18 protein-coding genes are annotated in these 20,517 nt (G+C 67.4%); 12 read left to right on the top strand and 6 right to left on the bottom strand.

The annotated features are described in order from the left end of the window. Positions 1-43 precede the first annotated feature (43 nt). The 7 genes from AC4EEV_RS05970 to menD all read left to right on the top strand — a co-directional run bounded on the left by AC4EEV_RS05970 (position 44) and on the right by menD (position 9,580). Positions 44-1,036, top strand: coding sequence for an ABC transporter ATP-binding protein (locus AC4EEV_RS05970; RefSeq protein ID WP_491330363.1), 993 nt, complete (start codon positions 44-46; stop codon positions 1,034-1,036). After that, positions 975-2,660: an ABC transporter permease gene (locus AC4EEV_RS05965; RefSeq protein WP_491330362.1), complete on the top strand. Its 1,686-nt coding sequence runs from the start codon at positions 975-977 to the stop codon at positions 2,658-2,660. The genes AC4EEV_RS05970 and AC4EEV_RS05965 overlap by 62 nt, the downstream gene beginning before the upstream one ends. After that, entirely contained in the window at positions 2,657-3,151 is a 495-nt protein-coding gene (locus AC4EEV_RS05960) for a GbsR/MarR family transcriptional regulator (RefSeq protein WP_461840409.1), read from the top strand. Before AC4EEV_RS05965 ends, AC4EEV_RS05960 begins: the two co-directional genes overlap by 4 nt. After that, positions 3,148-4,164 (top strand): magnesium/cobalt transporter CorA, encoded by a 1,017-nt coding sequence (gene corA, locus AC4EEV_RS05955; protein ID WP_109044283.1) that lies wholly within the window; start codon positions 3,148-3,150, stop codon positions 4,162-4,164. The genes AC4EEV_RS05960 and corA overlap by 4 nt, the downstream gene beginning before the upstream one ends. Positions 4,165-4,225: 61 nt before the next feature. Next, positions 4,226-5,230: an o-succinylbenzoate synthase gene (locus tag AC4EEV_RS05950; protein WP_491330361.1), complete on the top strand. Its 1,005-nt coding sequence runs from the start codon at positions 4,226-4,228 to the stop codon at positions 5,228-5,230. A 201-nt stretch (positions 5,231-5,431) separates the two neighbouring features. Continuing rightward, entirely contained in the window at positions 5,432-7,498 is a 2,067-nt protein-coding gene (locus tag AC4EEV_RS05945; protein WP_491330360.1) for a PhoX family protein, read from the top strand. Positions 7,499-7,807: 309 nt separating this feature from the next. Then, positions 7,808-9,580 (top strand): 2-succinyl-5-enolpyruvyl-6-hydroxy-3-cyclohexene-1-carboxylic-acid synthase, encoded by a 1,773-nt coding sequence (gene menD, locus AC4EEV_RS05940; RefSeq protein ID WP_491330852.1) that lies wholly within the window; start codon positions 7,808-7,810, stop codon positions 9,578-9,580. Between the two features lie 123 nt (positions 9,581-9,703). On the opposite strand, the gene AC4EEV_RS05935 is transcribed toward menD, so the two are convergent. From AC4EEV_RS05935 to AC4EEV_RS05920, 4 genes are all read right to left on the bottom strand, one after another. Continuing rightward, a complete protein-coding gene (locus tag AC4EEV_RS05935; RefSeq protein ID WP_018760587.1) occupies positions 9,704-10,480 on the bottom strand; it encodes an amino acid ABC transporter ATP-binding protein in 777 nt (258 codons plus the stop codon). Beyond that, the gene (locus AC4EEV_RS05930) at positions 10,477-11,436 is read right to left on the bottom strand and encodes an amino acid ABC transporter permease (protein WP_491330359.1); all 960 of its coding nucleotides are present in this window, start codon (positions 11,434-11,436) and stop codon (positions 10,477-10,479) included. Before AC4EEV_RS05930 ends, AC4EEV_RS05935 begins: the two co-directional genes overlap by 4 nt. A gap of 35 nt (positions 11,437-11,471) precedes the next feature. Then, positions 11,472-12,425, bottom strand: a complete 954-nt coding sequence (locus AC4EEV_RS05925) for an ABC transporter substrate-binding protein (RefSeq protein ID WP_491330358.1) — start codon at positions 12,423-12,425, stop codon at positions 11,472-11,474. A gap of 176 nt (positions 12,426-12,601) precedes the next feature. Beyond that, positions 12,602-13,999, bottom strand: coding sequence for an isochorismate synthase (locus AC4EEV_RS05920; RefSeq protein WP_491330357.1), 1,398 nt, complete (start codon positions 13,997-13,999; stop codon positions 12,602-12,604). Positions 14,000-14,113: 114 nt separating this feature from the next. On the opposite strand from AC4EEV_RS05920, the gene AC4EEV_RS05915 reads away from it, so the two are divergent. The 4 genes from AC4EEV_RS05915 (at position 14,114) to AC4EEV_RS05900 (ending at position 18,294) form a co-directional block, all read left to right on the top strand. Beyond that, the gene (locus AC4EEV_RS05915; RefSeq protein ID WP_231369820.1) at positions 14,114-14,887 is read left to right on the top strand and encodes a demethylmenaquinone methyltransferase; all 774 of its coding nucleotides are present in this window, start codon (positions 14,114-14,116) and stop codon (positions 14,885-14,887) included. A gap of 3 nt (positions 14,888-14,890) precedes the next feature. Continuing rightward, the gene (locus tag AC4EEV_RS05910) at positions 14,891-16,222 is read left to right on the top strand and encodes a geranylgeranyl reductase family protein (RefSeq protein WP_491330356.1); all 1,332 of its coding nucleotides are present in this window, start codon (positions 14,891-14,893) and stop codon (positions 16,220-16,222) included. Beyond that, on the top strand, positions 16,219-17,319 hold the full coding sequence (locus AC4EEV_RS05905; protein ID WP_018760581.1) for a polyprenyl synthetase family protein: 1,101 nt from the start codon (positions 16,219-16,221) through the stop codon (positions 17,317-17,319). The genes AC4EEV_RS05910 and AC4EEV_RS05905 overlap by 4 nt, the downstream gene beginning before the upstream one ends. 591 nt (positions 17,320-17,910) lie before the next feature. Continuing rightward, on the top strand, positions 17,911-18,294 hold the full coding sequence (locus tag AC4EEV_RS05900; RefSeq protein WP_491330355.1) for an endonuclease domain-containing protein: 384 nt from the start codon (positions 17,911-17,913) through the stop codon (positions 18,292-18,294). Between the two features lie 123 nt (positions 18,295-18,417). Here AC4EEV_RS05900 and AC4EEV_RS05895 read toward each other — a convergent pair whose 3' ends face one another. Both AC4EEV_RS05895 and AC4EEV_RS05890 read right to left on the bottom strand, forming a co-directional pair. Then, positions 18,418-18,849 carry a hypothetical protein gene (locus tag AC4EEV_RS05895; RefSeq protein WP_018760579.1) on the bottom strand — a complete coding sequence of 144 codons (432 nt, stop codon included), beginning with the start codon at positions 18,847-18,849 and terminating at the stop codon, positions 18,418-18,420. A 50-nt stretch (positions 18,850-18,899) separates the two neighbouring features. Continuing rightward, complete coding sequence (locus tag AC4EEV_RS05890; RefSeq protein ID WP_018760578.1) at positions 18,900-19,553, bottom strand: trimeric intracellular cation channel family protein; 654 nt, start codon at positions 19,551-19,553, stop codon at positions 18,900-18,902. Between the two features lie 60 nt (positions 19,554-19,613). Here AC4EEV_RS05890 and AC4EEV_RS05885 point away from each other — a divergent pair, with 60 nt between their 5' ends. Continuing rightward, the gene (locus tag AC4EEV_RS05885) at positions 19,614-20,483 is read left to right on the top strand and encodes a sirohydrochlorin chelatase (protein WP_491330354.1); all 870 of its coding nucleotides are present in this window, start codon (positions 19,614-19,616) and stop codon (positions 20,481-20,483) included. Positions 20,484-20,517 lie beyond the last annotated feature (34 nt).

Genomic DNA, 20,517 nt, shown 5'->3' with positions numbered 1-20,517 from the left:
TTTAGTACCTTCACAAACTTGTGAAAACTCCGAAGATTAATCCATGAACACTGTCATCCAAACTGTGGGCTTGCATAAAAACTTTGGCAAGGTCCGTGCCCTGGACGGGCTGGACCTTGACGTCCGGGCAGGGGAGATCCATGGCTTCCTGGGGCCCAACGGCGCAGGGAAATCGACCACCCTGCGCATCCTGCTGGGCCTGGCCAAGGCAACTTCCGGTTCCGCCACCGTCCTAAGCATGGACCCCTGGACCCAGGCTGTTGAACTCCACCGGCGCCTGGCCTATGTCCCCGGCGACGTCAGGCTGTGGCCCAACCTCTCCGGCGGCGAAACCATCGACCTGCTCTCCCGGCTCCGCGGCGGTACAGCGGATGGTGCGGCGTACCGCCGCAGCAAGGACCGGCTGTGCCAGGCCTTCGACTTTGATCCGGCCAAGAAGGGGCGCGCCTACTCCAAAGGCAACCGGCAGAAGGTGGCCCTGATCGCGGCCCTCGCCACGGACGCCGGGCTTTACCTGCTCGACGAGCCCACGAGCGGCCTCGACCCGCTCATGGAGGAGGTCTTCCGCCGGGAACTGCTCGCCGTCGTCGAACGGGGCGCCACCGTGCTGCTCTCCAGCCACATCCTGACCGAGGTGGAGGTCCTGTGCCACCGGGTAAGCATCATCCGCGCCGGCAGGATTGTGGATGGCGGAACGCTGGACTCCCTGCGCCACTTGACCAGGACCGAAATTTCGTTCGCCGCCGATGGCCTGGACACAGCCTCCCTGGCACGGCTGGGGGCCGTGCATGACCTGACATTCGACGCCGGCCGGGTCAAGTTCAGCGCGGAATCGGACCGGGTGGCGGAGGTGCTGCCCGCCCTGGGCGCCCTGGCGGTGCAGGGGCTGACCATTACGCCGCCGTCGCTCGAGGAACTGTTCCTGCGGCACTACGGCGACCCGGCGGCAGGTGCCGAATCCGGGGCGCGGGACGATGACGGGGACCACCGGCACGGCGCGCGCCGGCACCTGCTGGGCGCCAGGGGACGTGGCTGACATGGCCGTCCTCATGATCCTCTGGGGCCAGCGGTTGCGCCGTGACCGCTGGCAGCTGCTGAGCTGGATCCTGGGAATCGGCGCCTTCGCCCTGTTCGCCGCCTCCGCCGTGACCCAGACGTACGGCAACGCCGCCAGCCGCGCCGAAATTTTGCAGGTGGCCATCGCCACCCCCGCCATCCTGATGCTGCGCGGCCTGCCCCGCGGCGCTGACCAGGGCGCCTTCACGTTCTTCCTGGTCTATGCCTTCCTGGCCCTGCTGGCCGGACTGATGAGCACGTTCCTGGCCGTGCGCCACACCCGTGCCGACGAGGAAACCGGGGGCGCCGAGCTGGTGGCCGCCACCCCCGCGGGCCGGCTCTTGCCCACAATTGCCACCGTCCTGCACGGTGCGGCGGCCAATGTCCTGGCGGCGCTCGCCGTCTTCGCCGGCCTTGCCGCCCAGGGCCTGGACCTGCAGGGGTCCCTCGTTGCGGGTGCGGCCACGGGCGCCGTCGGCCTTGCCTTCCTTGGCGTGGGCATCCTGGTGGCCCAGTTCATAAGCACCTCGCGCGGCGCCAACGGTGTCTCCTCCGCCCTGGTTGTCCTGGCGTACGTGCTGCGCGGGATCGGCGACGCCACCGGAACCCCGCACGCTGACGGAACGTCCATGACCGAAGGCGCCGCCAGCTGGTTCTCGCCCATCGGATGGGGCCAGCAGACGTTCGCCTTCTCCGGCAACCGGGCCTGGCCGTTGCTGCTGCCGCTGGGGCTCGGCGTCGCCTGCCTCGGGGCCGCATGGGTCATCCTGGGCACGCGGGACAGCGGCGCCAGCGTTTGGGGTGCCCGCCCCGGACGCCTCACCGCCCGGCCGGGCCTGCGCAGCCCTGCGGCCCTCGCCCTGCGCCTGCAAGCCAACTCGATCATCGGCTGGGCACTGGGTGGCCTGGCCCTCGGCCTGCTGGCCGGGTCGCTGGGAAAGGCGATTGCCGCCGTCGACACGCCGGACACCAATATCACCGCCGTCCTGAGGTCGATCCTCCAGTCGCAGGGCACTTCCCTGACCCAGCTCATGGTGTCTGTCCTGTTCTCGATGGCAGGGATCCTGGCCGCTGCCTGCGCGCTGCAGGCCGTGATCAGGCTCAGGCAGGAAGAGGCCGCCGGGACCGCGGAACTGCTGCTCGCCGCTCCGGTGGGGCGGATGCGCTGGCTGGCCGGCTACCTGGTGCTCGGTGCCGCAGCAGTGGTCCTGGTTATTGGCCTGACCGCGGTGGGCACGTGGATCACGTTGACCGGTTCCGGTGACCAGGCCATGCCGGCCGATGCACTCTGGCAAACCGCCGTAGCGCAGCTGCCGGCGGCGCTGGTCTACCTCGCCGTGCCCGCCCTGGTGTTCGTCCTGTGGCCCGCCGCGACCATCGGCGGTGGCTGGGCCCTGCTGGGGCTCGGGGTGTTTCTGGGGATCTTCGGCGGCATGCTGGGCCTGGACCAGAGCCTCCGCGACCTCTCCCCGTTTACCCACACGCCGGTCCCGCACGGGAACGCGACCGACTGGAGCGGGGCGTGGTGGATGCTGGCCATCGCCGTCGTCGCCGGCGCGCTTGCCGTCGCGGCGATGCGGCGGCGGGAGGTGGGGGCGGCATGAGCGCCGGGACGGGGGTGGCTGCCGCCCGGGACGCCGGGGTGGCCGCCGCTGCTGCCGAACGGACGGCTGCCGCGTTCGCCGCCGCCGGGTTTCCCAAGATGCCCGCCAGGACGCTGCTGGCCCTGGTGTCATCCGAGCAGGGGAGCCTTACGGCTGCAGAGCTCGCGGAGCGGCTGGGGGCCAGCGCCGCCGCCGTGTCCGGGGCGGTGCGCTACCTGCAGACCGTCGGCTTCGTGCACCGCGTATCGCAGCCCGGCAGCCGCCGCGACCTCTACGCACTGCACGACGACGAGTGGTACGTGGTGTCCATGCGGAACAGTCCCATTTACGAGAAGCTCGCCGAGCTGACGGACGCCACCGCCGAGGCCCTGCCGGAGGGTTCGGCGGCCCGGGCCCGGGTGGCCGAGATGGCCCGCTTCTACCGCTTCCTCAAATCAAGGATGCCGGCCCTGCTGGACGACTGGGAAAAGGAACGGGAGGCGCAGCCGTGACCATCATCGACAACGCGGTGTACGTGAACGGGCTGCGGACCGAGGACCCCGAGGACCTGGACGAAACCTATTTCCTGCTGCGGCAGCGTGAGGGGATGGCATGGATCGGGCTCTACCGGCCCGATGCCGCCGAACTGGAGTCCGTCGGCGAGGAATTCGACCTTAACCCCCTGGCCGTTGAAGACGCGCTCGCCGGGCATCAGCGCGCCAAACTGGAACACTACGGCGAGTGCCTGTTCCTCGTGCTTCGGCCCGCCAAGTACCGTGACGACGTCGAGAAGGTCGACTTTGGCGAGATCCACGTCTTCGTCGGCGAAGAATACGTCGTCACCGTCCGGCACGCCGAGTCCCCGGACCTGGCCCGGGTCAGGCGGCGGATGGAGTCCATGCCGGAATTCCTTGCCCTCGGCCCGGACGCGGTGCTGTACGGCATCCTGGACCAGGTGGTGGACGAATACGAACCCGTCGCCGCCGGGCTGGAAAACGATATCGACGAGATCGAGGACGACCTCTTCGGCGCGGACCCGGACGTATCCCGCCGCATCTACGAACTGTCCCGCCAGGTGATCATGTTCCAGCGTGCCACCAGTCCGCTGGCCGGGATCCTGCAGGCCCTGATGTCCGGAACCCCGGACCGCGAGCAGGCATCGGAGCTCCGTGACCACTACCGGGACGTCCTGGACCACGTGCTCCGGCTCAACGAACGCGTAGCGGCCTTCCGCGCCCTGCTGCAGAACGCCCTCGCGGTCAACGCCGCCTTGGTGGCCCAGCGGCAAAACGATGAAATGAAGAACCTGACAGTTTCCAGCTACGCCCAGAACGAGGAGGTCAAAAGGATCTCCTCCTGGGCTGCCATCCTGTTCGCCCCCACGCTCGTGGCATCCATTTACGGCATGAACTTCCGCATCATGCCCGAGCTCGAGTGGGACTACGGCTACCCGTATGCCATTGGACTGATGCTGCTCCTCGGGCTCATCCTGTACCTGGCGTTCAAGCACAACAAGTGGATCTAGGTTTTCCACACCGCCGGTGCCGCAGATCCGGGAGGACTCCGGCGCCGGTACAGTGAAACGCATGCCGCGCCACGATGCCCCGATACCCCCGCTGGACGAACTCCTTGCGGGAGCGCACGTGGTCAGCCTGCCGATGCGGGTCAAGTTCCGCGGCATCATGGAACGTGAATCACTGCTGCTCCGCGGCCCGGCCGGGTGGGGCGAGTTCTGCCCGTTCCCGGAGTACGGCGACGCCGAGGCTTCCCGCTGGCTGGCCGGCGTCATTGAAGCGGGCTGGCAGGGCTTCCCGGCGCCGCTGCGCACGTCCGTACCGGTCAACGCCACCGTGCCCGCCGTTCCCGCGGACCGGGTGCCGGAGGTCCTGGCCAGGTTCGGCCGGGTGGACGCGGTCAAGGTTAAGGTCGCCGAGCGCGGACAGTCCCTGGACGACGACGCCGCCCGGCTTCACGCCGTCCGGGCGGCCCTGCCCGGGGCCGCCATCCGGGTGGACGCCAACGGCGGCTGGGACGTGCCCGCAGCGGTGGAAGCCCTGACCCGTCTGGCCGCCGTGGGCCTGGAATACGCCGAGCAGCCGGTACCCACCATCGAAGGGCTGGCCGAGGTCCGCTCCCGGCTGCGGGACGCCGGGACGCCGGTGCTGATCGCCGCCGACGAGAGCGTGCGGAAGGAAACCGACCCCCTGCGCGTCGCCAGGGCCGGTGCGGCGGACCTGATCGTCGTCAAGGTGGCCCCGCTCGGGGGAGTGCGGCGCGCCCTGGACATCGTGGCGCAGGCTGGACTTCCCGCCGTCGTCAGTTCCGCGCTGGACACCTCGGTGGGGATCCGCGCAGGCTTGGCCCTGGCCGCAGCACTGCCGGACCTGCCCTACGCCTGCGGCCTGGGCACGGTGTCGCTGTTCGAATCCGACGTCACCCTGGACCCCCTGGTGGCCGACGACGGCGCGATCGGCCTCCGCGACGCCGTTCCCGACGCCGGGCTGCTGGAGCGGTTCGCGGCTCCGGCCGAACGCCGGGACTGGTGGCTGGACCGGGTCCGCCGCGTCCACGCCCTCCTCACCGCCTCCTGACACGCCCGCTCACTTTTGGCGGTTTTTCCTGGCACGCCCGCTCACTTTTGGCGGTTTTTCCTGACACGCCCGCTCACTTCTGGCAACGTCCCTGCAGGTCACGGGCGGTTAACCATAACTTCATCAAATGGACGGTTTCCTGTAGGAACGGGCTGGAAGGGTGGGCGGGCACCCCAAAGACATTCCTTCGGAAGGCTCCCCATGTCTGAAACTGCTCGCAAGTTCACCCTGCTGCCCATGCTCGGCCATACGAAGGGCAAGCGCAGCCCGGTCACATGTGCACTCAAATGCGACAACGCCTGCGCCGGCGAGGTCTGCAACACCAGCTCCAACAGCTACTTCCGCGACATTGCCTCCGCCACCCTGTCCCGCCGTGCCGCCCTGGGCCTGGGCGCCGCCGGTGCGCTCGCCGTCGTCCTCGGTTCCGCGGTGAACTCCGCCGAACCCGCCTCCGCCGCAGGCCTGTCCAAGGCTGCCAAGGAGGGCTTCGGCAAGTCCAAGCTGCAGTTCACCGCCATCAAGCCGGTGGACAAGGCCGTTGATGCCTTCACCGTCCCGGACGGATTCACCTGGCAGCCCATCATCCGCTGGGGTGACCCGCTGTTCAACGATTCCCCGGACTTCGACCTGAACAACCAGACCGCGGCAGCGCAGGCCCGGCAGTTCGGCTACAACAACGACTACACGGACATCGTGGGGATCCCGGACAGCAAGGGCCGCCGCGCGGTGCTGTTCACGAACCACGAGTACACCAACGAGAACATCATGGTTCCCGCCGGCTACGACGCCAAGGAAACCCGCGCCATCGGACGCGCCGCCCATGGCCTGGCCGTGGTGGAACTCGAGCGCAAGAACACCACCAAGCCGTGGTCCTACGTCAAAGGCGCGCCGCTGAACCGCCGCTACCTCTCCGACACCACCTACGAACTGACCGGCCCCGTTGCCGGGTCGGCCCTGGTCAAGACCGTCGCCGACCCCTCCGGCCGCGCCATCAAGGGAACGTTCGGCAACTGCTCCGGCGGCACCACCCCCTGGGGCACCATCCTCTCCGGCGAGGAGAACTTCAACGGCTACTTTGTCTCCGGTGGCACATCCGCCAGCGACAAGCGCTACGGCCTCACCGCCAAGCCCACCGCCCGCCAGTGGGAGTTGGACGATCCCCGCTTCGACACCCGCAACGCCGGCTACGAAAACGAAACCAACCGGTTCGGCTGGATCGTCGAAGTCGACCCGTTCGACCCCACCTCCACCCCCAAGAAGCGCTCCGCGATGGGCCGCTTCAAGCACGAGGGCGCCAACGTGATCGTGGCCGAATCGGGCCATGTGGTGGCCTACATGGGTGACGACGAGAAGTTCGACTACCTCTACAAGTTTGTCTCGGCCGGGAAATACCGCGAGGGCGACCGCAGGAACAACATGAACCTGCTCTCCGAGGGCGACCTGTATGTCGCCAAGTTCACCGGAAACTCTCCCGCGTCGGAAATCACTGGCACCGGGGCGCTTCCCTCCGACGGCGCGTTCGACGGCACTGGCGAATGGCTGCCCCTTGTGGTCGGCGGCAAGTCCGCCGTCCCCGGCATGTCCGTGGAGGAGGTCCTGGTCTACACCCGCCTGGCCGCGGACAAAGTGGGACCCACCAAGATGGACCGTTGCGAAGACGTCCAGCCCAGCCCGCACACCGGCAAGGTGTACGTCGTCTGCACGAACAACTCGGACCGCGGTACCGGCACCAAGGAAGGCGCCACCGAAGTCAACCCGCGCACGCAGAACCGCGACGGGCACATCGTGGAAATCACCGAAACCGGGGACCAGACGTCCACGAAGTTCAACTGGACCCTCCTGATGGTCTGCGGCGATCCCGCCCAGGGCGATGTCACCTACTTCTCCGGCTACCCGGTGGACAAGGTCTCGCCCATCTCCTGCCCGGACAACGTGGCCTTCGACTCCGTGGGCAACCTCTGGATCTCCACCGACGGTGCCCCATCCGGGATCGGCTACAACGACGGACTCTTCAAAGTCACCCTGGACGGTGCAGAGCGCGGCAAAGTGGAACAGTTCCTCTCCGTTCCCCGCGACGCCGAAACCTGCGGGCCGGTCATCCACGACGACGAGCGCACCGTCTTCGTCTCCGTTCAGCACCCGGGCGAGGAAGGCACTTTCGAGGCGCCGCATTCCTACTTCCCGGACTATGTCCCGGCCGGTACGACGCCGGCACCCGGCAAGGTGCGTGCGCCCCGTCCCGCAGTGGTCCAGGTGTTCCGCGGCTAACGCCTGCCAACGCCCGCTCACCTTCGACGGGATTTCCGGTAACGCCCGCTCACCTTCGACGGGTTTCGTGGCAACGCCCGCTCACCTTCGACGGGTTTTCCGGTAACGCCCGCTCACCTTCGACGGGTTTTCCGGTAACGCCCGCTCACCTTTGACGGGATTTCTGGTAACGCCCGCTCACTTTTGCCCTTCTTGGGCGCATAAGGTGAGCGGGCGTTTCCTTTTGAGTTGTCATAGGTGAGCGGGGGTTGGGGGATTGGTTGTCATAGCTGAGCGGGGGTTGGAGGGTGGCAGACTGGTTGGGTGACTTTGCCGAACGAACCCGCACCGGACACCTCCGCCGAAACCGATCCCGGGAACGCCAACGCGCCTGCCGACGCCGCGCCCGGGTTGGGCGCGCTTGCTGCGGCACGGATCGCCGTCGATGTCCTGCTCGACGGCGGCGTGCGGCACGTGGTGGTATCGCCCGGATCCCGGTCGGCCCCCATGGCCTATGCCCTGGCAGAGGCGTCCGCGGCCGGCCGGGTGGAGCTCCTGGTGCGGATCGACGAGCGGTCTGCCGGCTTCACGGCCCTGGGCCTTGCCCTCGCCACCGGAACGCCGGCTGCCGTCCTCACCACGTCCGGGACCGCCGTCGGGAACCTGATGCCGGCGGTGATGGAGGCCAACCACGCCGCCGTGCCGCTGATCGTCCTGTCGGCGGACCGGCCGGAGGAACTGCGCGGGACCGGCGCCAACCAAACCACCGTCCAGCCGGACCTGTTCGGCGAGCAGGTCAGGTTCGCCGCCGACATTCCCGCCGGGACAAGCCCGCAGCGCGCCGTGGAAACCGGGCTGTCAGCGGCCACCGGGGCATTCCCGGACCTGCCGCCGGGGCCGGTCCAGCTCAACCTCGCGTTCCGGGACCCGCTGGTTCCGTCGCCACGTGACGGGTTGCCCGAGGCGGTGGAGCGGCAACGCTACCGGGTGGGTTTCGAGCCGCTGGTCATGAACCTGCCGCCCGCCCCGGAGGACCTGCCCGAGCGGCGCACCGTGGTGCTCGCCGGGCACGACGCCGGGCCTGTCGCCGAGGCCTTCGCCCGCGCCCACAACCTCCCGCTTCTGGCTGAGCCCTCCTCCAACGCCAGGTTCGGACCCAACGCGGTGGGCCCCTACCGGCTGCTGCTGGAGCACTTCGGGCCCGGTTCCATCCAGCCCATAGAGCGGGTGGTGCTGTTCGGCCGGCCCACGCTGTCGCGCCCCGTAGCCTCCCTCCTTGCCCGCGCGGACATTGAATCAGCCCTGTACCAGCCGGTTCCGGTCGCCTGGTACGAACCCGGGCGCCGCACCGAACTGCCGCTGGAAAACCTCGCGGACCTGGCCGACTTCGCCGGCCGCGGGAGCTCCGCCTGGCTGGACACCTGGCTGCTTGCCGGGTCGGCCGCCCAGCACGCGCTGGACCAGGTGGTCTCCGAAGAGTCCGCCGCCACCGGCCCGTCCGTTGCATCCCTGGTGTGGAGGAATGCCCGCGGCCAACTGCTGCTCGGATCCTCCAACGGCATCCGGGACGTTGACCTCGCCGGTTTGCCGGCCCCGGATCCTGCCGCCACGGTTTACGCCAACCGGGGCCTGGCCGGGATCGACGGCACCATTTCCACAGCCACGGGCATCGCGTTGGGCGGGCTGCAGGAAACCACGGTCCTGCTGGGCGACGTGACGTTCCTGCACGACGCCGGCGGCCTCTTCCTCGGCGCAGGCGAGGAACAGCCGGACCTGCGGATCGTCGTCCTCAACGATTCCGGCGGCGCCATCTTCAGCCTGCTGGAGCACGGGGGAGTGGAAGAGGGAGGCCGCTACGGGGACGCCGTCGAACGCCTCTTCGGCACCCCGCACTCGGTGGACATCGCGGCACTTGCCACGGCGTACGGCGTCGGGCATTCACTGGTCAGTACGACGGCGGGACTCGCCGAAGCGCTCGGCCAGCCGGTGCAGGGGCGCAGCATCGTCGAAGTCCGCACGGACCGCCGGCAGCTCAGGCGGCTCCATGCCCGCATCAAGGACGCCGTGTCCGCCGCCGTCGCGGGAGTCCTCGCGGGCCGGTAAGCGCCGCCCCTGCGTCGGTGCCCCTCGACGGGTGAACTGCCCCGTGACGCAAAAATTCCCTGGCGCTGCCGGAATGACGGCAGCGCCAGGGAATGTGCGCATCGAACGGGGAATGCAGGAACGTCAGAGCACGCGGCCCAGGAACTCCTTGGTCCGGGCATGCTGCGGGTTGGCGATGATCTCCCGGGGGTCGCCCGATTCCACCACCACACCGCCGTCCATGAAGGTCAGGGTGTCGCCCACTTCGCGGGCGAAGCCGATCTCGTGGGTCACCACGATCATGGTCATGCCCGACTTTGCCAGGTCCTTCATCACGTTCAGGACATCGCCCACGAGCTCCGGGTCGAGCGCCGAGGTGGGCTCGTCGAAGAGCATGAGTTCCGGGTCCATGGCCAGGGCACGTGCGATGGCAACGCGCTGCTGCTGGCCGCCTGAGAGCTGGGACGGGTAGTGGCCGGAGCGGTCCGCCAGGCCCACCCGGTCCAACAGTTCCAGCGCACGCTTCTGCGCGGCAGCCTTGGACTGGCCCTTGACGTGCACGGGTGCTTCCATCACGTTCTGCAGCGCGGTCTTGTGCGGGAACAGGTTGAACCGCTGGAACACCATGCCGATTTCGCGGCGCTGGGCGGCGATTTCCTTGGTCTTGAGGTCGTGGAGCTTGCCGTTGACCTCGCGGTAGCCAATCAGCTGGCCGCCCACGGAAATCCGCCCGGCGCTGATGGACTCCAGCAGGTTCACGCAGCGCAGCATGGTGGACTTGCCGGAACCCGACGGCCCGATCACCACCGACACTTCGCCTTGCCGCACCGTCATATCGATGCCCCGGAGGACATGGTGGGGCCCGTAGAACTTGTGCAGGCCTTCGATCTTGACCAGCGGCTTTTCTGCTGTGACCGTCATCGTGCACTCTCCTCGGGGAAGTCCGTCTTCATGGACCGCTGGGCGTCGGCACCCGCACCTGCAGCCTTGGCCGCTGCCGGATTCACGGCAGCGGGAGCGAGGTTGTCCACGCCCTTGCCGTAGTACGCCTCGAGGTAGTGCTGGCCCACCATGAGGATGCTGGTGACGAGAAGGTACCAGAACGCGGCAACGATCAGCAGCGGAATCGGGAGGTAGATGCGGTTGGCCAGGGCATTGGTGGCAAAGGTCAGGTCCAGGGTGAACGGGACCGCCAGGACCAGTGAGGTGGTCTTCAGCATGCCGATGGTTTCGTTGCCGGTGGGCGGGACGATGATCCGCATGGCCTGTGGCAGGATGATCCGCCACATGATCTTGCCCTTGGACATGCCGAGCGCCTCCGCGGCCTCCTGCTGGCCCCGGTCCACGGACTTGAGGCCGGCGCGGAAGATTTCCGCCAGGTAGGCCGACTCGTTCAGGCCGAGGCCCAGGATCGCGGGAATCAGGCCTTTGCTGGGATCGGAGAGTGCATAGCTGAACAGTTCAGGACCAAACGGGATCCCCAGCGTGAAGGCCGGGTAGAGAACCGTAACAAGGCCCCAGAACACCAGCTGCGTGTAGACCGGGGTTCCGCGGAAGAACCACACCCAGACCCAGCTGGACCAGCGGAAGACCGGGTTCTCGGACTGCCGCATGACTGCCAGCAGGATGGCCAGGACGATGGCCAGGACCATCGAGGCGACCGTCAGCAGGAGCGTCCACCCCACGCCCTGGACAACCTTCACGTCCAGGATGTAGGTGCCCACAACGTCCCAGCGGAAGTTGGCGTTGGTGAACAGGCTCTGCACGAGCCCGGCCACCAGCAGGAGGATGATGGCGGCGCTGATCCACCGGCCGGGGTGGCGCACCGGCACTGACTTGTTCAGTACGGGTGCGTCCCCGTGTTGATGGTGTTCCATGTGCACGCCTGACTTGTCGTCGGTAACGCGAAAACTCAAGACTTAACCGCCGGGTTGACCTCGGACTTGGTGATGGCGCCCTCGGCGTTGCCCCAGCCTTCCAGGATCTTCTTGTAGGAGCCGTCCTCCATCAGCTTGGTGACGGCCTTCTGGATGACGTCAGCCCAGGCGGTGTCGGCCTTGGCCACGGCGATGCCCTGCGGCGCCGAGTCGTAGACGTCGCCCAGCTTCTCCAGCTGGCCGTTGGTCTGGGTGAGGGCGTAGCCGATGATGGGGGAGTCGGCCGCCATGGCGTCGATGCTGCCGTTCACCAGGCGCGTGGTGACGTCGGTCTGGTTCTTCAGCGTGACGATGTCAATGGGCTTCTTGCCGTCGGCCGCACACTTCTTGTTGCGGTCGGCAAGGTCCGGGTCTTCCTGCACGGTGCCGGTCTGCACGCCGATGGACTTGCCGCAGACGTCGTCCAGCGAGAACTTCTTGGGGTTGCCCTTCTGTACCGCCCAGGCGGTGCCGGCGTTGAAGTAGCTGACCATGTTCACGGCCCCCAGGCGTTCCGGGTTGATGGTGAACGAGGAGATGCCCAGATCGTACTTGGGGCCGAGGGCCGGGAGGATGCCGGTGAACTCGGCAGTCTGGACCTGGACCTTGAGGCCCAGCGTGGCGCCGATGGCCTTGGCGATATCCACGTCGTAGCCCACGGGAGTCTGGCCGTCCGGACCGAGGAATTCGGCGGGGGCGTAGCTGGTGTCAGAACCAACGGTGATGGTGCCCTTGGACTTGATGGCGTCCGGGACCATGGCGGCCAGGGCGTCATCCTTCTTGACGGTGGTGGGATCAAAGCTGGCGCTGGCGCTGCCTGACGAGGTAGCCGCGCTGGAAGGACCCGTTTCCGAGGCATTGGTGCATGCTGAGAGGGCCAGGGCGCTGATGGCGATCATAGTGGCGGCGGTCAGCTTGGAAGTGCCCAGGAGGGTACGGGGAGTCTGCATTTCTTACCTTTTGTTGCAGGGGCTATGAGGTACTAACGCGGCTTATAGTGTAACGCTCAACAAGAGAGGTACGTCACACGCAACTAAGTTTCACTATTGGATAACTGTAGCGGGGGCAAAATCAAGCCTTCCAGAGCAGGACTTGTCTGTCATCCCAGACTCAGGGCCCCGAGAAGCTAGCTGTTGATGCCCAGGGACTCCAGCATCGGCCGGAATTTAGCCCAAGTTTCAGCCAATTCGGCCTCCGGCAAAGAGCCGTCAACAATTCCGCACCCGGCATACAGCCTGACGGTGTCGGGTGACTCGATGACGGCGCCGCGCAGCGCGATGCCCCATTCGCCGTTACCCGCGGCGTCCAGCCAGCCCACCGGCCCGGCATACGGTCCACGGTCCAGGTGCTCCAGCTTGCGGATCAGCTCGCCCGCCACGAGGGTGGGCGTCCCGCAGACGGCCGCGGTGGGGTGCAGTGCGTTGATCAGGGCCAGGCACGTGGGGACGTGCCCTTCCACTTCGGTGAGCTCCGCCTTGACGTCGGAGGCCAGGTGCCAGACATTGGGCAGTTCCAGGATGAACGGCTCGTCGTGGGCATTCATCGCCTCGGAGAAGGGCGCCAGCTGCTTGGTCAGCGACTGGATGGCGATCTCGTGCTCATGGCGCTGCTTTTCCGAACCCGCCAGGACCCGGGTGGCGTAATCCATGGGCGCGCCGTCCTCACCGTGGGCGTCCCGCCGGTCAAGGGTGCCGGCGAGCACCCGGGCCTGGGCGGTGCGTCCTTCCACCTGGATCAGCATCTCCGGTGTGGCGCCCACCAGGCCATCCACCCCGTAGGTCCAGCATTCGCGGTACCTGGCGGCGAGCTCACGCAATACATCGGCGGCATGTACGCCGGAAGGAATGGTTGCCACCACATCCCGCGCCAGCACCAGCTTCTCCAGCGCTCCGGTACGGATCTCGGCGACACCGGCGGCCACAGCGTCCATCCAGGCTTCCTCGCTGAGGGACCCGGTGTGCAGTGTTGCGCCGGCGGCCAGGGGGAGGGGACGCACGACGGCGCCGCGGCCTTTGCCGGGCACGCCGCCCTGGGGAGCGTTCCCGGCGGAGTCCGCCGCCGTGGTGCCCTTAGCGTCCGGGTTTCCGGCGGCAGCACTGCCGAGCCAGCGGTCCAGTGCCGCAACCGCCGTCTCTTCGGTGAGCGGGCCGTCGTCGAACGTTAACTGGGTGAGCCACACCTGGTTGTCCCGGACGCCCACCACGATCTCCGGCACGATCAGCCGCGACTCGTGCCGCGAGGTCTTCGAGAAAGCGAAGGAACCGAAAGCGACGGGCCCGGTGCCGGGCAGCTCCACGGCATCCGTGACGTCCGCCTCAAGGACCAGGTGCCGCCACCAGATATCCGCTTCCAGGAACCGGTCCGGACCCGTGGCGGTGAAGCGTGAAATTTCGCCAAACCCGGCCAGCCCGGCTTCGCGGCGGGTCCAGCACAGGACATCGTCCCGGACCAGAAACGAAGGCAGCCCCCCGGGGAATGTTTTGCCATCCAGGGGGACTGTCAGGGTGCGGAACGTGCTCGTCATGATGAGACAACACTACTCCCGCGTAGGCCGGGGCCATCTCCGGGTGCAGGGAGGGGCAAAAAGGAGATGGAGGCGCTGGTCCGGACCGCCGCGAACATTTGAGACAATGTCATGGTGAACCGAGCATCCTTGGATAAGCGTCCGGACGAAGTAGCCACGATGTTTGACGACGTCGCACCGAAATACGACGTCGTCAACGATGTCCTTTCCATGGGACAGACCCGCCGCTGGCGGAAGATCGTGGTGGACGCGATGGAAGTCTCCAAGGGCCAGCGCGTCCTTGACCTGGCGGCCGGCACGGGCACGTCCAGCGAACCATATGCCGACGCCGGCATAGACGTGGTGGCCTGCGACTTCTCCTTGGGCATGCTCAAGGTGGGCAAGCGCCGCCGCCCGGACATCGACTTCATCGCCGGTGACGCCACCAACCTGCCGTTCGCTGACAACACGTTTGATGCCACCACCATCTCGTTCGGCCTGCGCAATGTGAACGAGCCCAAGAAGGCGCTGGCCGAGATGCTGCGCGTCACCAAGCCCGGCGGCCGCCTGGTCATCGCCGAGTTCTCCCAGCCCGTGGTCCCGCTGTGGCGCACCATGTACACCGAATACCTGATGCGTGCCCTGCCGGCCATCGCCGTCAAGGTCGCCTCCAACCCGGATGCCTATGTCTACCTGGCCGAGTCCATCCGCGCCTGGCCGGACCAGGACCACCTGGCAGCCTGGCTGCAGGACAGCGGCTGGGAAAAGGTCACCTACCGCAACCTCACCGGTGGAATCGTGGCCGTGCACCGGGCCTTCAAGCCCGCCGGCGCACCCGAGGGTGCCGCGGCCGCCATCGCCGCGCACAAAGGCCCGGTGGCCAAGCTGCGCCGCAACATCGTCCGCTGACCTGTGAGGGTACTGATTGTCGGCGCAGGTCCGGCCGGGTCCACCGCCGCGTACTACCTCGCCAAGGCCGGCCTTGAGGTCACGGTCCTGGAGAAGACGCAGTTCCCGCGCGAGAAGGTCTGCGGGGACGGCCTCACGCCCCGCGCCGTCCGCGAAATCCAGAAGCTCGGCCTGCCGCACCCCGAGAACGACGGCTGGCGGAGGAACAAGGGCCTGCGCCTGATCGCCGGTGGCCGCACCATCGAGCTGCCCTGGCCTGAGGTGTCCGACTTCCCGCAGTACGGCCTGATCCGCACCCGCCTGGGCTTTGACGAGGAACTGGCGCGGCACGCTGAGGCTGCCGGTGCCACCATCCTTGAGCGGCACAGCGTCACCGATGCCCTCCGGAACGACGCCGGCCGCGTCACCGGGGTCCGCGCAGCGCTCCTTGACGGGAACGGACGCAAGACCGGCGAGACGCGTGACTTTGCTGCCGACGTCGTCCTCGCAGCCGACGGCAACTCCACCCGCACGGCCGTGTCCCTCGGAATCCAAAAACGCGACGACCGGCCCCTGGGCGTTGCCGTCCGCACCTATTTCACGTCGCCGCGCACCGACGACGACTGGATGGAAGGCTGGCTGGAGCTCCCCGGCCGCGACGGAAAACTGCTGCCCGGCTACGGCTGGGTGTTCGGCGTGGGCGACGGCACCTCCAACGTGGGCCTGGGCATCCTGAACTCCTCCAAGGAATTCGGCAAGCTCGACTACAAGCAGGTCCTGCGCGAATGGACCGCCGGGATGCCCGCCGACTGGGGCTTCACACCGGAAAACCAGGTGGGGGAAATCCGCGGCGCCGCGCTGCCCATGGGCTTCAACCGCACTCCCCACTACTCTCCGGGCCTGCTCCTGCTGGGCGACGCCGGTGGCATGGTGTCCCCGTTCAACGGTGAGGGCATCTCCTACGCGATGGAGTCGGCACGATTTGCGGCCGAGTTCATCATCGACGCCTCCTCCCGTTCGGCTGCCTTGGGCGGAACGTACGACGCCGGCGCACACCTGTCGCGGTACGCGGACTACGTGCGCGGCCAGTGGGGTTCGCACTTCACCCTCGGCCGGGCCTTCGCCGCATTGATCGGGAAGCCGGCCGTGATGAAGCTCGCCCTGCGGACCGGCATGCCCATCCCCGTCCTGATGCGGTTCGTGGTCCGGCTCCTGGCCAACCTCACGGACCCGTCAGCCAAGGGCTTCGAGGACCGGGTGATCCGCGTCCTGGAATCGCTGGTTCCGGCCACGTCCAATACCCCGTCAGCTTCGAATCAGCGGTATCCGCAACAAAAAGTTAGGGTTAACCCGTGACCAAATCCGCAGACCACAGCTGGACGCACGCCGGGCACGGCCTGCCGGACTCCGAACCCAGCCTCAATACCACCGCTATTGCCACGGGACTCCAGCTGCCGGCCGGTTTTGCCGCCATTGCGGAGGATGCCGAGCTTGGCCCGGCCATCACCAACAACCTGGCCAAGGTGGAGAAGAAACTCCGGGAGGCGATCGCCAACTCGGACCCCCTGGCCGATGCCACGTCCCGCCACCTGGTGGAAGCCGGGGGCAAGCGCATCCGGCCGCTGCTGACCCTGCTGTGCGCCCACCTCGGCGACGCATCCCTGCCCGCCGTGGTGCAGGCCGCCGTCGTGGTTGAACTGACGCACCTGGCCACCCTCTACCACGACGACGTCATGGACTCCGCCCCGTTCCGCCGCGGCGCTCCCACAGCCCACGAAGTCTGGGGCAACTCCGTGGCCGTCCTCACCGGCGACCTGATCTTCGCCCGGGCATCCATCCTGGTGTCCGAACTGGGTGGCCGCGCGCTGGGCATCCAGGCCCGCACGTTTGAGCGCCTGTGCCTGGGCCAGTTGCACGAGACCGTGGGTCCGCGTCCGGACGAGGACCCGGTGGAGCACTACCTGTCCGTGATCGCGGACAAGACGGGTTCCCTGGTGGCGGCCTCGGGCCAGTTCGGTGCCATCTTCTCCGGCGCCGACGAGGCATTCGAGGACATCCTGGTGGAATACGGCGAGAAGGTGGGCGTTGCCTTCCAGCTGGCCGACGACGTCATCGACGTCACCGGTGTCAAGGTCAAGTCCGGCAAGTCACCCGGAACGGACCTCCGCGAAGGGGTCCCCACCCTGCCGGTGCTGCTCCTGCGCAAGGCTGCCGCCGACGGCGACCAGTCCGCCGTCGAGCTCCTGACGCTGATAGACGGCGACCTGACCTCGGACGAAGCCCTGGCCGCCGCCGTCGCCGGGTTGCGGGAGCACCCCGTCACGGCCGAGTCCTGGGTAGTGGCACGCCGCTGGGCCGACGAAGCCATCGCCGCCCTCGCGCCGCTGCCGGACGGGGTGGTCAAGGAGTCGCTGTCCAACTTTGCGCTCGCCGTGGTGGACCGCGCCAGCTGATCTTCTGCGGGAGCCCGGCGCCTCTGGTCCAGCCAGCAGGTGCCGGGCTTCTTTTTTGATGTGGCGTTAACGGGATAGCCCCGGTCCTCAACAACCGAAGCTGCTGTGAACCGGGGCTATCTCTCCGTTCGCATCAGACCCGCCGGAGGCGTTTAGCGGATCCGTGAATAGCTTATGACAGCTTTGTCACAATGCGCAAGTCTTCTGTAACTGCCTGTGTCAAAAAGTTTTTCCGCTGAGTCTGCCCGCCTTTCAGCGCCGGCGGGTGACCAACCCCGGCATGTTGCAGTGGCGCGCCGGGACGGCAGCCGGAACGTGAGGAGTTTCAGCGCCGCGGGTTACCCACATAGCGCGAATCAGGCTCCCCGGCGGGGGCAGCCGTCCGCTGTGCTGACCTCATGGATGTTTGTCACTTCCTTCGCAATGCCGGTTCTGTGGCCCGCACGGCAACAATCCTCAAGGCCGGGTTCTCCGAGGGACATCCGCAACGCGGCGGCGTCCGGTGAACTCTGCCGCCTGAGGCACGGGGTGCTGGCCCTCCGGGAAGCCCCTCAGGACTTTGTTGCCGCGGTGCGGCAAGGCGTGACGACCTTGCCGTACCTGCATCAACGGCTGCCGGGAAACCGGAATGGAGCCGCACGCCAAGTCCTGGACTTTGTCGACGGCAGCGCGGATTCGCCACTTGAAGTGGTGGCCCGCATCCTCTTTCGTGCAGCGGGAATCCATACCCAAACCCAGGTCGGGTTGCCCGGAATCGGCTACGTCGACTTCCTGCTGGAGGGGTTCCTGATCGTCGAGATCGACGGCGCCAGCCACCTGGAGCCGCGACAGGTGAAGAAAGACCGCTCACGGAACAATGCCAGCACCCTCAGCGGCTATGCGGTGTTGCGATACGGGTACGCGGACGTCGTCCACAACCCGCAGAGGGTGCTTGCCGAGGTCTGGCAGGTGCTCAGGGGCAGGGTCATCCGCTGAAATTCCCCAACTTTCAACCGCAAAGCCGGGGACTCGCGGGCAAAACCGGGGAACACGCCGTCGGCACCCCTCAAAGGCGGGGAGATTCAGCGAGGGCCGGCCCAGCAGGGGAGTGGGGAGCCCCTACTCTTCCTCTTCGTCGTCCTCGAAAGCCCACTCGAACATGTCGAACACGAACTCGGAGAAGGTGCCTTCCTCGGACTTCCACTGGCCGCGGGCGTTGTTGCGGCGGTACACAATGGGGTCCGGGACGCCGAGGTCGCCCACGCGGAAACCCCAGGTGAACTGTTCCTCTTCGTCTTCGAGGAACATCAGGAAGCCCTCGTCATCGACCTCGAGCTCTTCCGGGTCCCAGAAGTAGTGGTAGGCCTCCATCAGGTCTTCGCAGCCGCCCAGGGCAAGGTAGAACTCGCGCAGGACCAGCGGGATCTCGAACTGGTGCTCGGCGAGGGCGCTGTCCAGTTCCTCCGGGGTCAGGCCATCTGCTTCCTGCCATTCATCCTCGAGATACTTCGGAACAAGCGCGCGGAACTTCTCGAGGAACATGTCAGTCATGCTCATATCCTAGCCAATGCCGGACCCTCCAAAATGACACGGAGCAGCCACTACAGCCCCGTATCGCCAGCCCGCCGGTGCCATCCGCGGACGGCAAGCGGCGCCTGCCACGACCGCCGCCAGGCCAGGACCCGGAACGTGAAAACCAATGCCGCGATGGCCGCCGCCGTCAGCACGTTGAAGACGCCCAGCACCCACAACACGGCGGTCAGGGACGAACCCAGGAACGCCGGCAGCGCGTAAATGTCCTTGGGGTTGAAGAGTTCCGGCACCTCGTTGGCGGTGATGTCGCGCAACAGGCCGCCGCCTACCGCGGTCGTCACGCCCAGCAGCACGGACGCCACCGGGTTCAGCCCGGTGGCCAGGGCCTTGAGGGTGCCGGTCATGCAGAACAGGGCCAGGCCGGCGGCGTCAAAGAGGACCAGCAGCGACGTGTAGCGCTGGACGCTGGAGAACAGGAAATACACGAGCGCCGTGGCGAAGACCGGCGGGAACAGGTAGGCGGGGTTGGTGAATGCTGCCGGGACCACGGCGATGATGATGTCCCGGATGACACCGCCGCCAAGGCCCACCAGCGAAGCCAGCAGCAGGGAGCCGACAATGTCGATCTGCTTCCGTGCCGCAAGCAATGACCCCGATACGGCAAAGAAAAACACGCCCAGCAGGTCCAGCCATACCGGGGAGTTGTCAAAGGCGAATGTCATGGGGCGTCCCGGTATTTCAAAGAGGGCGGACAGGGCGGCTCCAACGTTACGCTAGCCCCTATGAACAGCCCCATCATGATCGCCTGCGCCCATGGGACGTCCAACACACAGGGAGCCGCGGAGGTCAACGCGCTGCGCGCCGCCATCGCTGGACTCCGGCCGGGCCTGGAGGTCAGGGAAGCATATGTTGACGTCCAGCAGCCGGACCTGGTGGACGTGGTGGCCGGCCTGCCGGAGGGGGAGTCCGCGGTGGTGGTCCCGCTGCTGCTGAGTGTCGGGTACCACGTGAAGGTGGACATTGCGCGGGCCGTGAAGAGCCGCCCCGGCAGCGCCGCCGCCGCTCCGCTAGGCCCGGACCCCCGGCTTGCCGCCCTGCTGGACCAGCGGCTGCGTGAGGCGGGCACCACGGACAACGACGTCGTCGTCCTCGCCGCGGCGGGCTCGTCCAATCCCAACGCCGCCGTCAGCGTCGAGGAGCTGCTGGGCCAGCTCCGGGAGCTCCGGTCCAACCGGATCGTGGCCGCGTACGGCGCCTCGGCCAAGCCTTCGGTGCCCGACGCCGTCGCCATGCTTCGGGAGGAGCTGGCAGGAGGTGCGGGCGCGGGGGAGTCCGCAGGAGCGGTCGACGTCGGCGGCCGGGTGGTGGTTGCCTCCTACCTGCTGGCGCCGGGCTTCTTCCACGACCAGCTCGCGAAGGCGGGTGCCGACGTCGTCACCGAACCCCTGCTGCCATCCGCGACGCTCGCGGACATCGCGCTGGACAGGTACGACGCCGCCGTCGCGGCGATGCACGCAACCCGCTCCGAACCTGCCCCGGAAGCCGCGCCCGCAGCACCGACGGCGGGAGTGCCCGGGGCACCCGCCGATGCACAGCAGGGTGGCATCTTCAAGGCCGTTCGGCGTTTCGTGACGAAATATTTCCCTAGGTGACTCAGCATTTCCGGACCTTTGTGACGTAAATCGG

This window comes from Pseudarthrobacter sp. MOO14, from assembly GCF_058267675.1.
This window is presented reverse-complemented; position numbering and strand designations above follow the sequence as displayed.

Excerpts from the sequence above, each read along its gene's own strand:
- AC4EEV_RS05920 (WP_491330357.1), bottom strand. The coding sequence starts at position 13,999 with ATGACGAGCACGTTCCGCACCCTGACAGTCCCCCTGGATGGCAAAACA.
- AC4EEV_RS05930 (WP_491330359.1), bottom strand. The coding sequence starts at position 11,436 with ATGGAACACCATCAACACGGGGACGCACCCGTACTGAACAAGTCAGTG.
- AC4EEV_RS05950 (WP_491330361.1), top strand. The coding sequence starts at position 4,226 with ATGCCGCGCCACGATGCCCCGATACCCCCGCTGGACGAACTCCTTGCG.
- AC4EEV_RS05970 (WP_491330363.1), top strand. The coding sequence starts at position 44 with ATGAACACTGTCATCCAAACTGTGGGCTTGCATAAAAACTTTGGCAAG.
- AC4EEV_RS05885 (WP_491330354.1), top strand. The coding sequence starts at position 19,614 with ATGAACAGCCCCATCATGATCGCCTGCGCCCATGGGACGTCCAACACA.
- AC4EEV_RS05945 (WP_491330360.1), top strand. The coding sequence starts at position 5,432 with ATGTCTGAAACTGCTCGCAAGTTCACCCTGCTGCCCATGCTCGGCCAT.
- AC4EEV_RS05895 (WP_018760579.1), bottom strand. The coding sequence starts at position 18,849 with ATGACTGACATGTTCCTCGAGAAGTTCCGCGCGCTTGTTCCGAAGTAT.
- AC4EEV_RS05965 (WP_491330362.1), top strand. The coding sequence starts at position 975 with ATGACGGGGACCACCGGCACGGCGCGCGCCGGCACCTGCTGGGCGCCA.
- AC4EEV_RS05935 (WP_018760587.1), bottom strand. The coding sequence starts at position 10,480 with ATGACGGTCACAGCAGAAAAGCCGCTGGTCAAGATCGAAGGCCTGCAC.
- AC4EEV_RS05960 (WP_461840409.1), top strand. The coding sequence starts at position 2,657 with ATGAGCGCCGGGACGGGGGTGGCTGCCGCCCGGGACGCCGGGGTGGCC.
- AC4EEV_RS05925 (WP_491330358.1), bottom strand. The coding sequence starts at position 12,425 with ATGCAGACTCCCCGTACCCTCCTGGGCACTTCCAAGCTGACCGCCGCC.
- AC4EEV_RS05890 (WP_018760578.1), bottom strand. The coding sequence starts at position 19,553 with ATGACATTCGCCTTTGACAACTCCCCGGTATGGCTGGACCTGCTGGGC.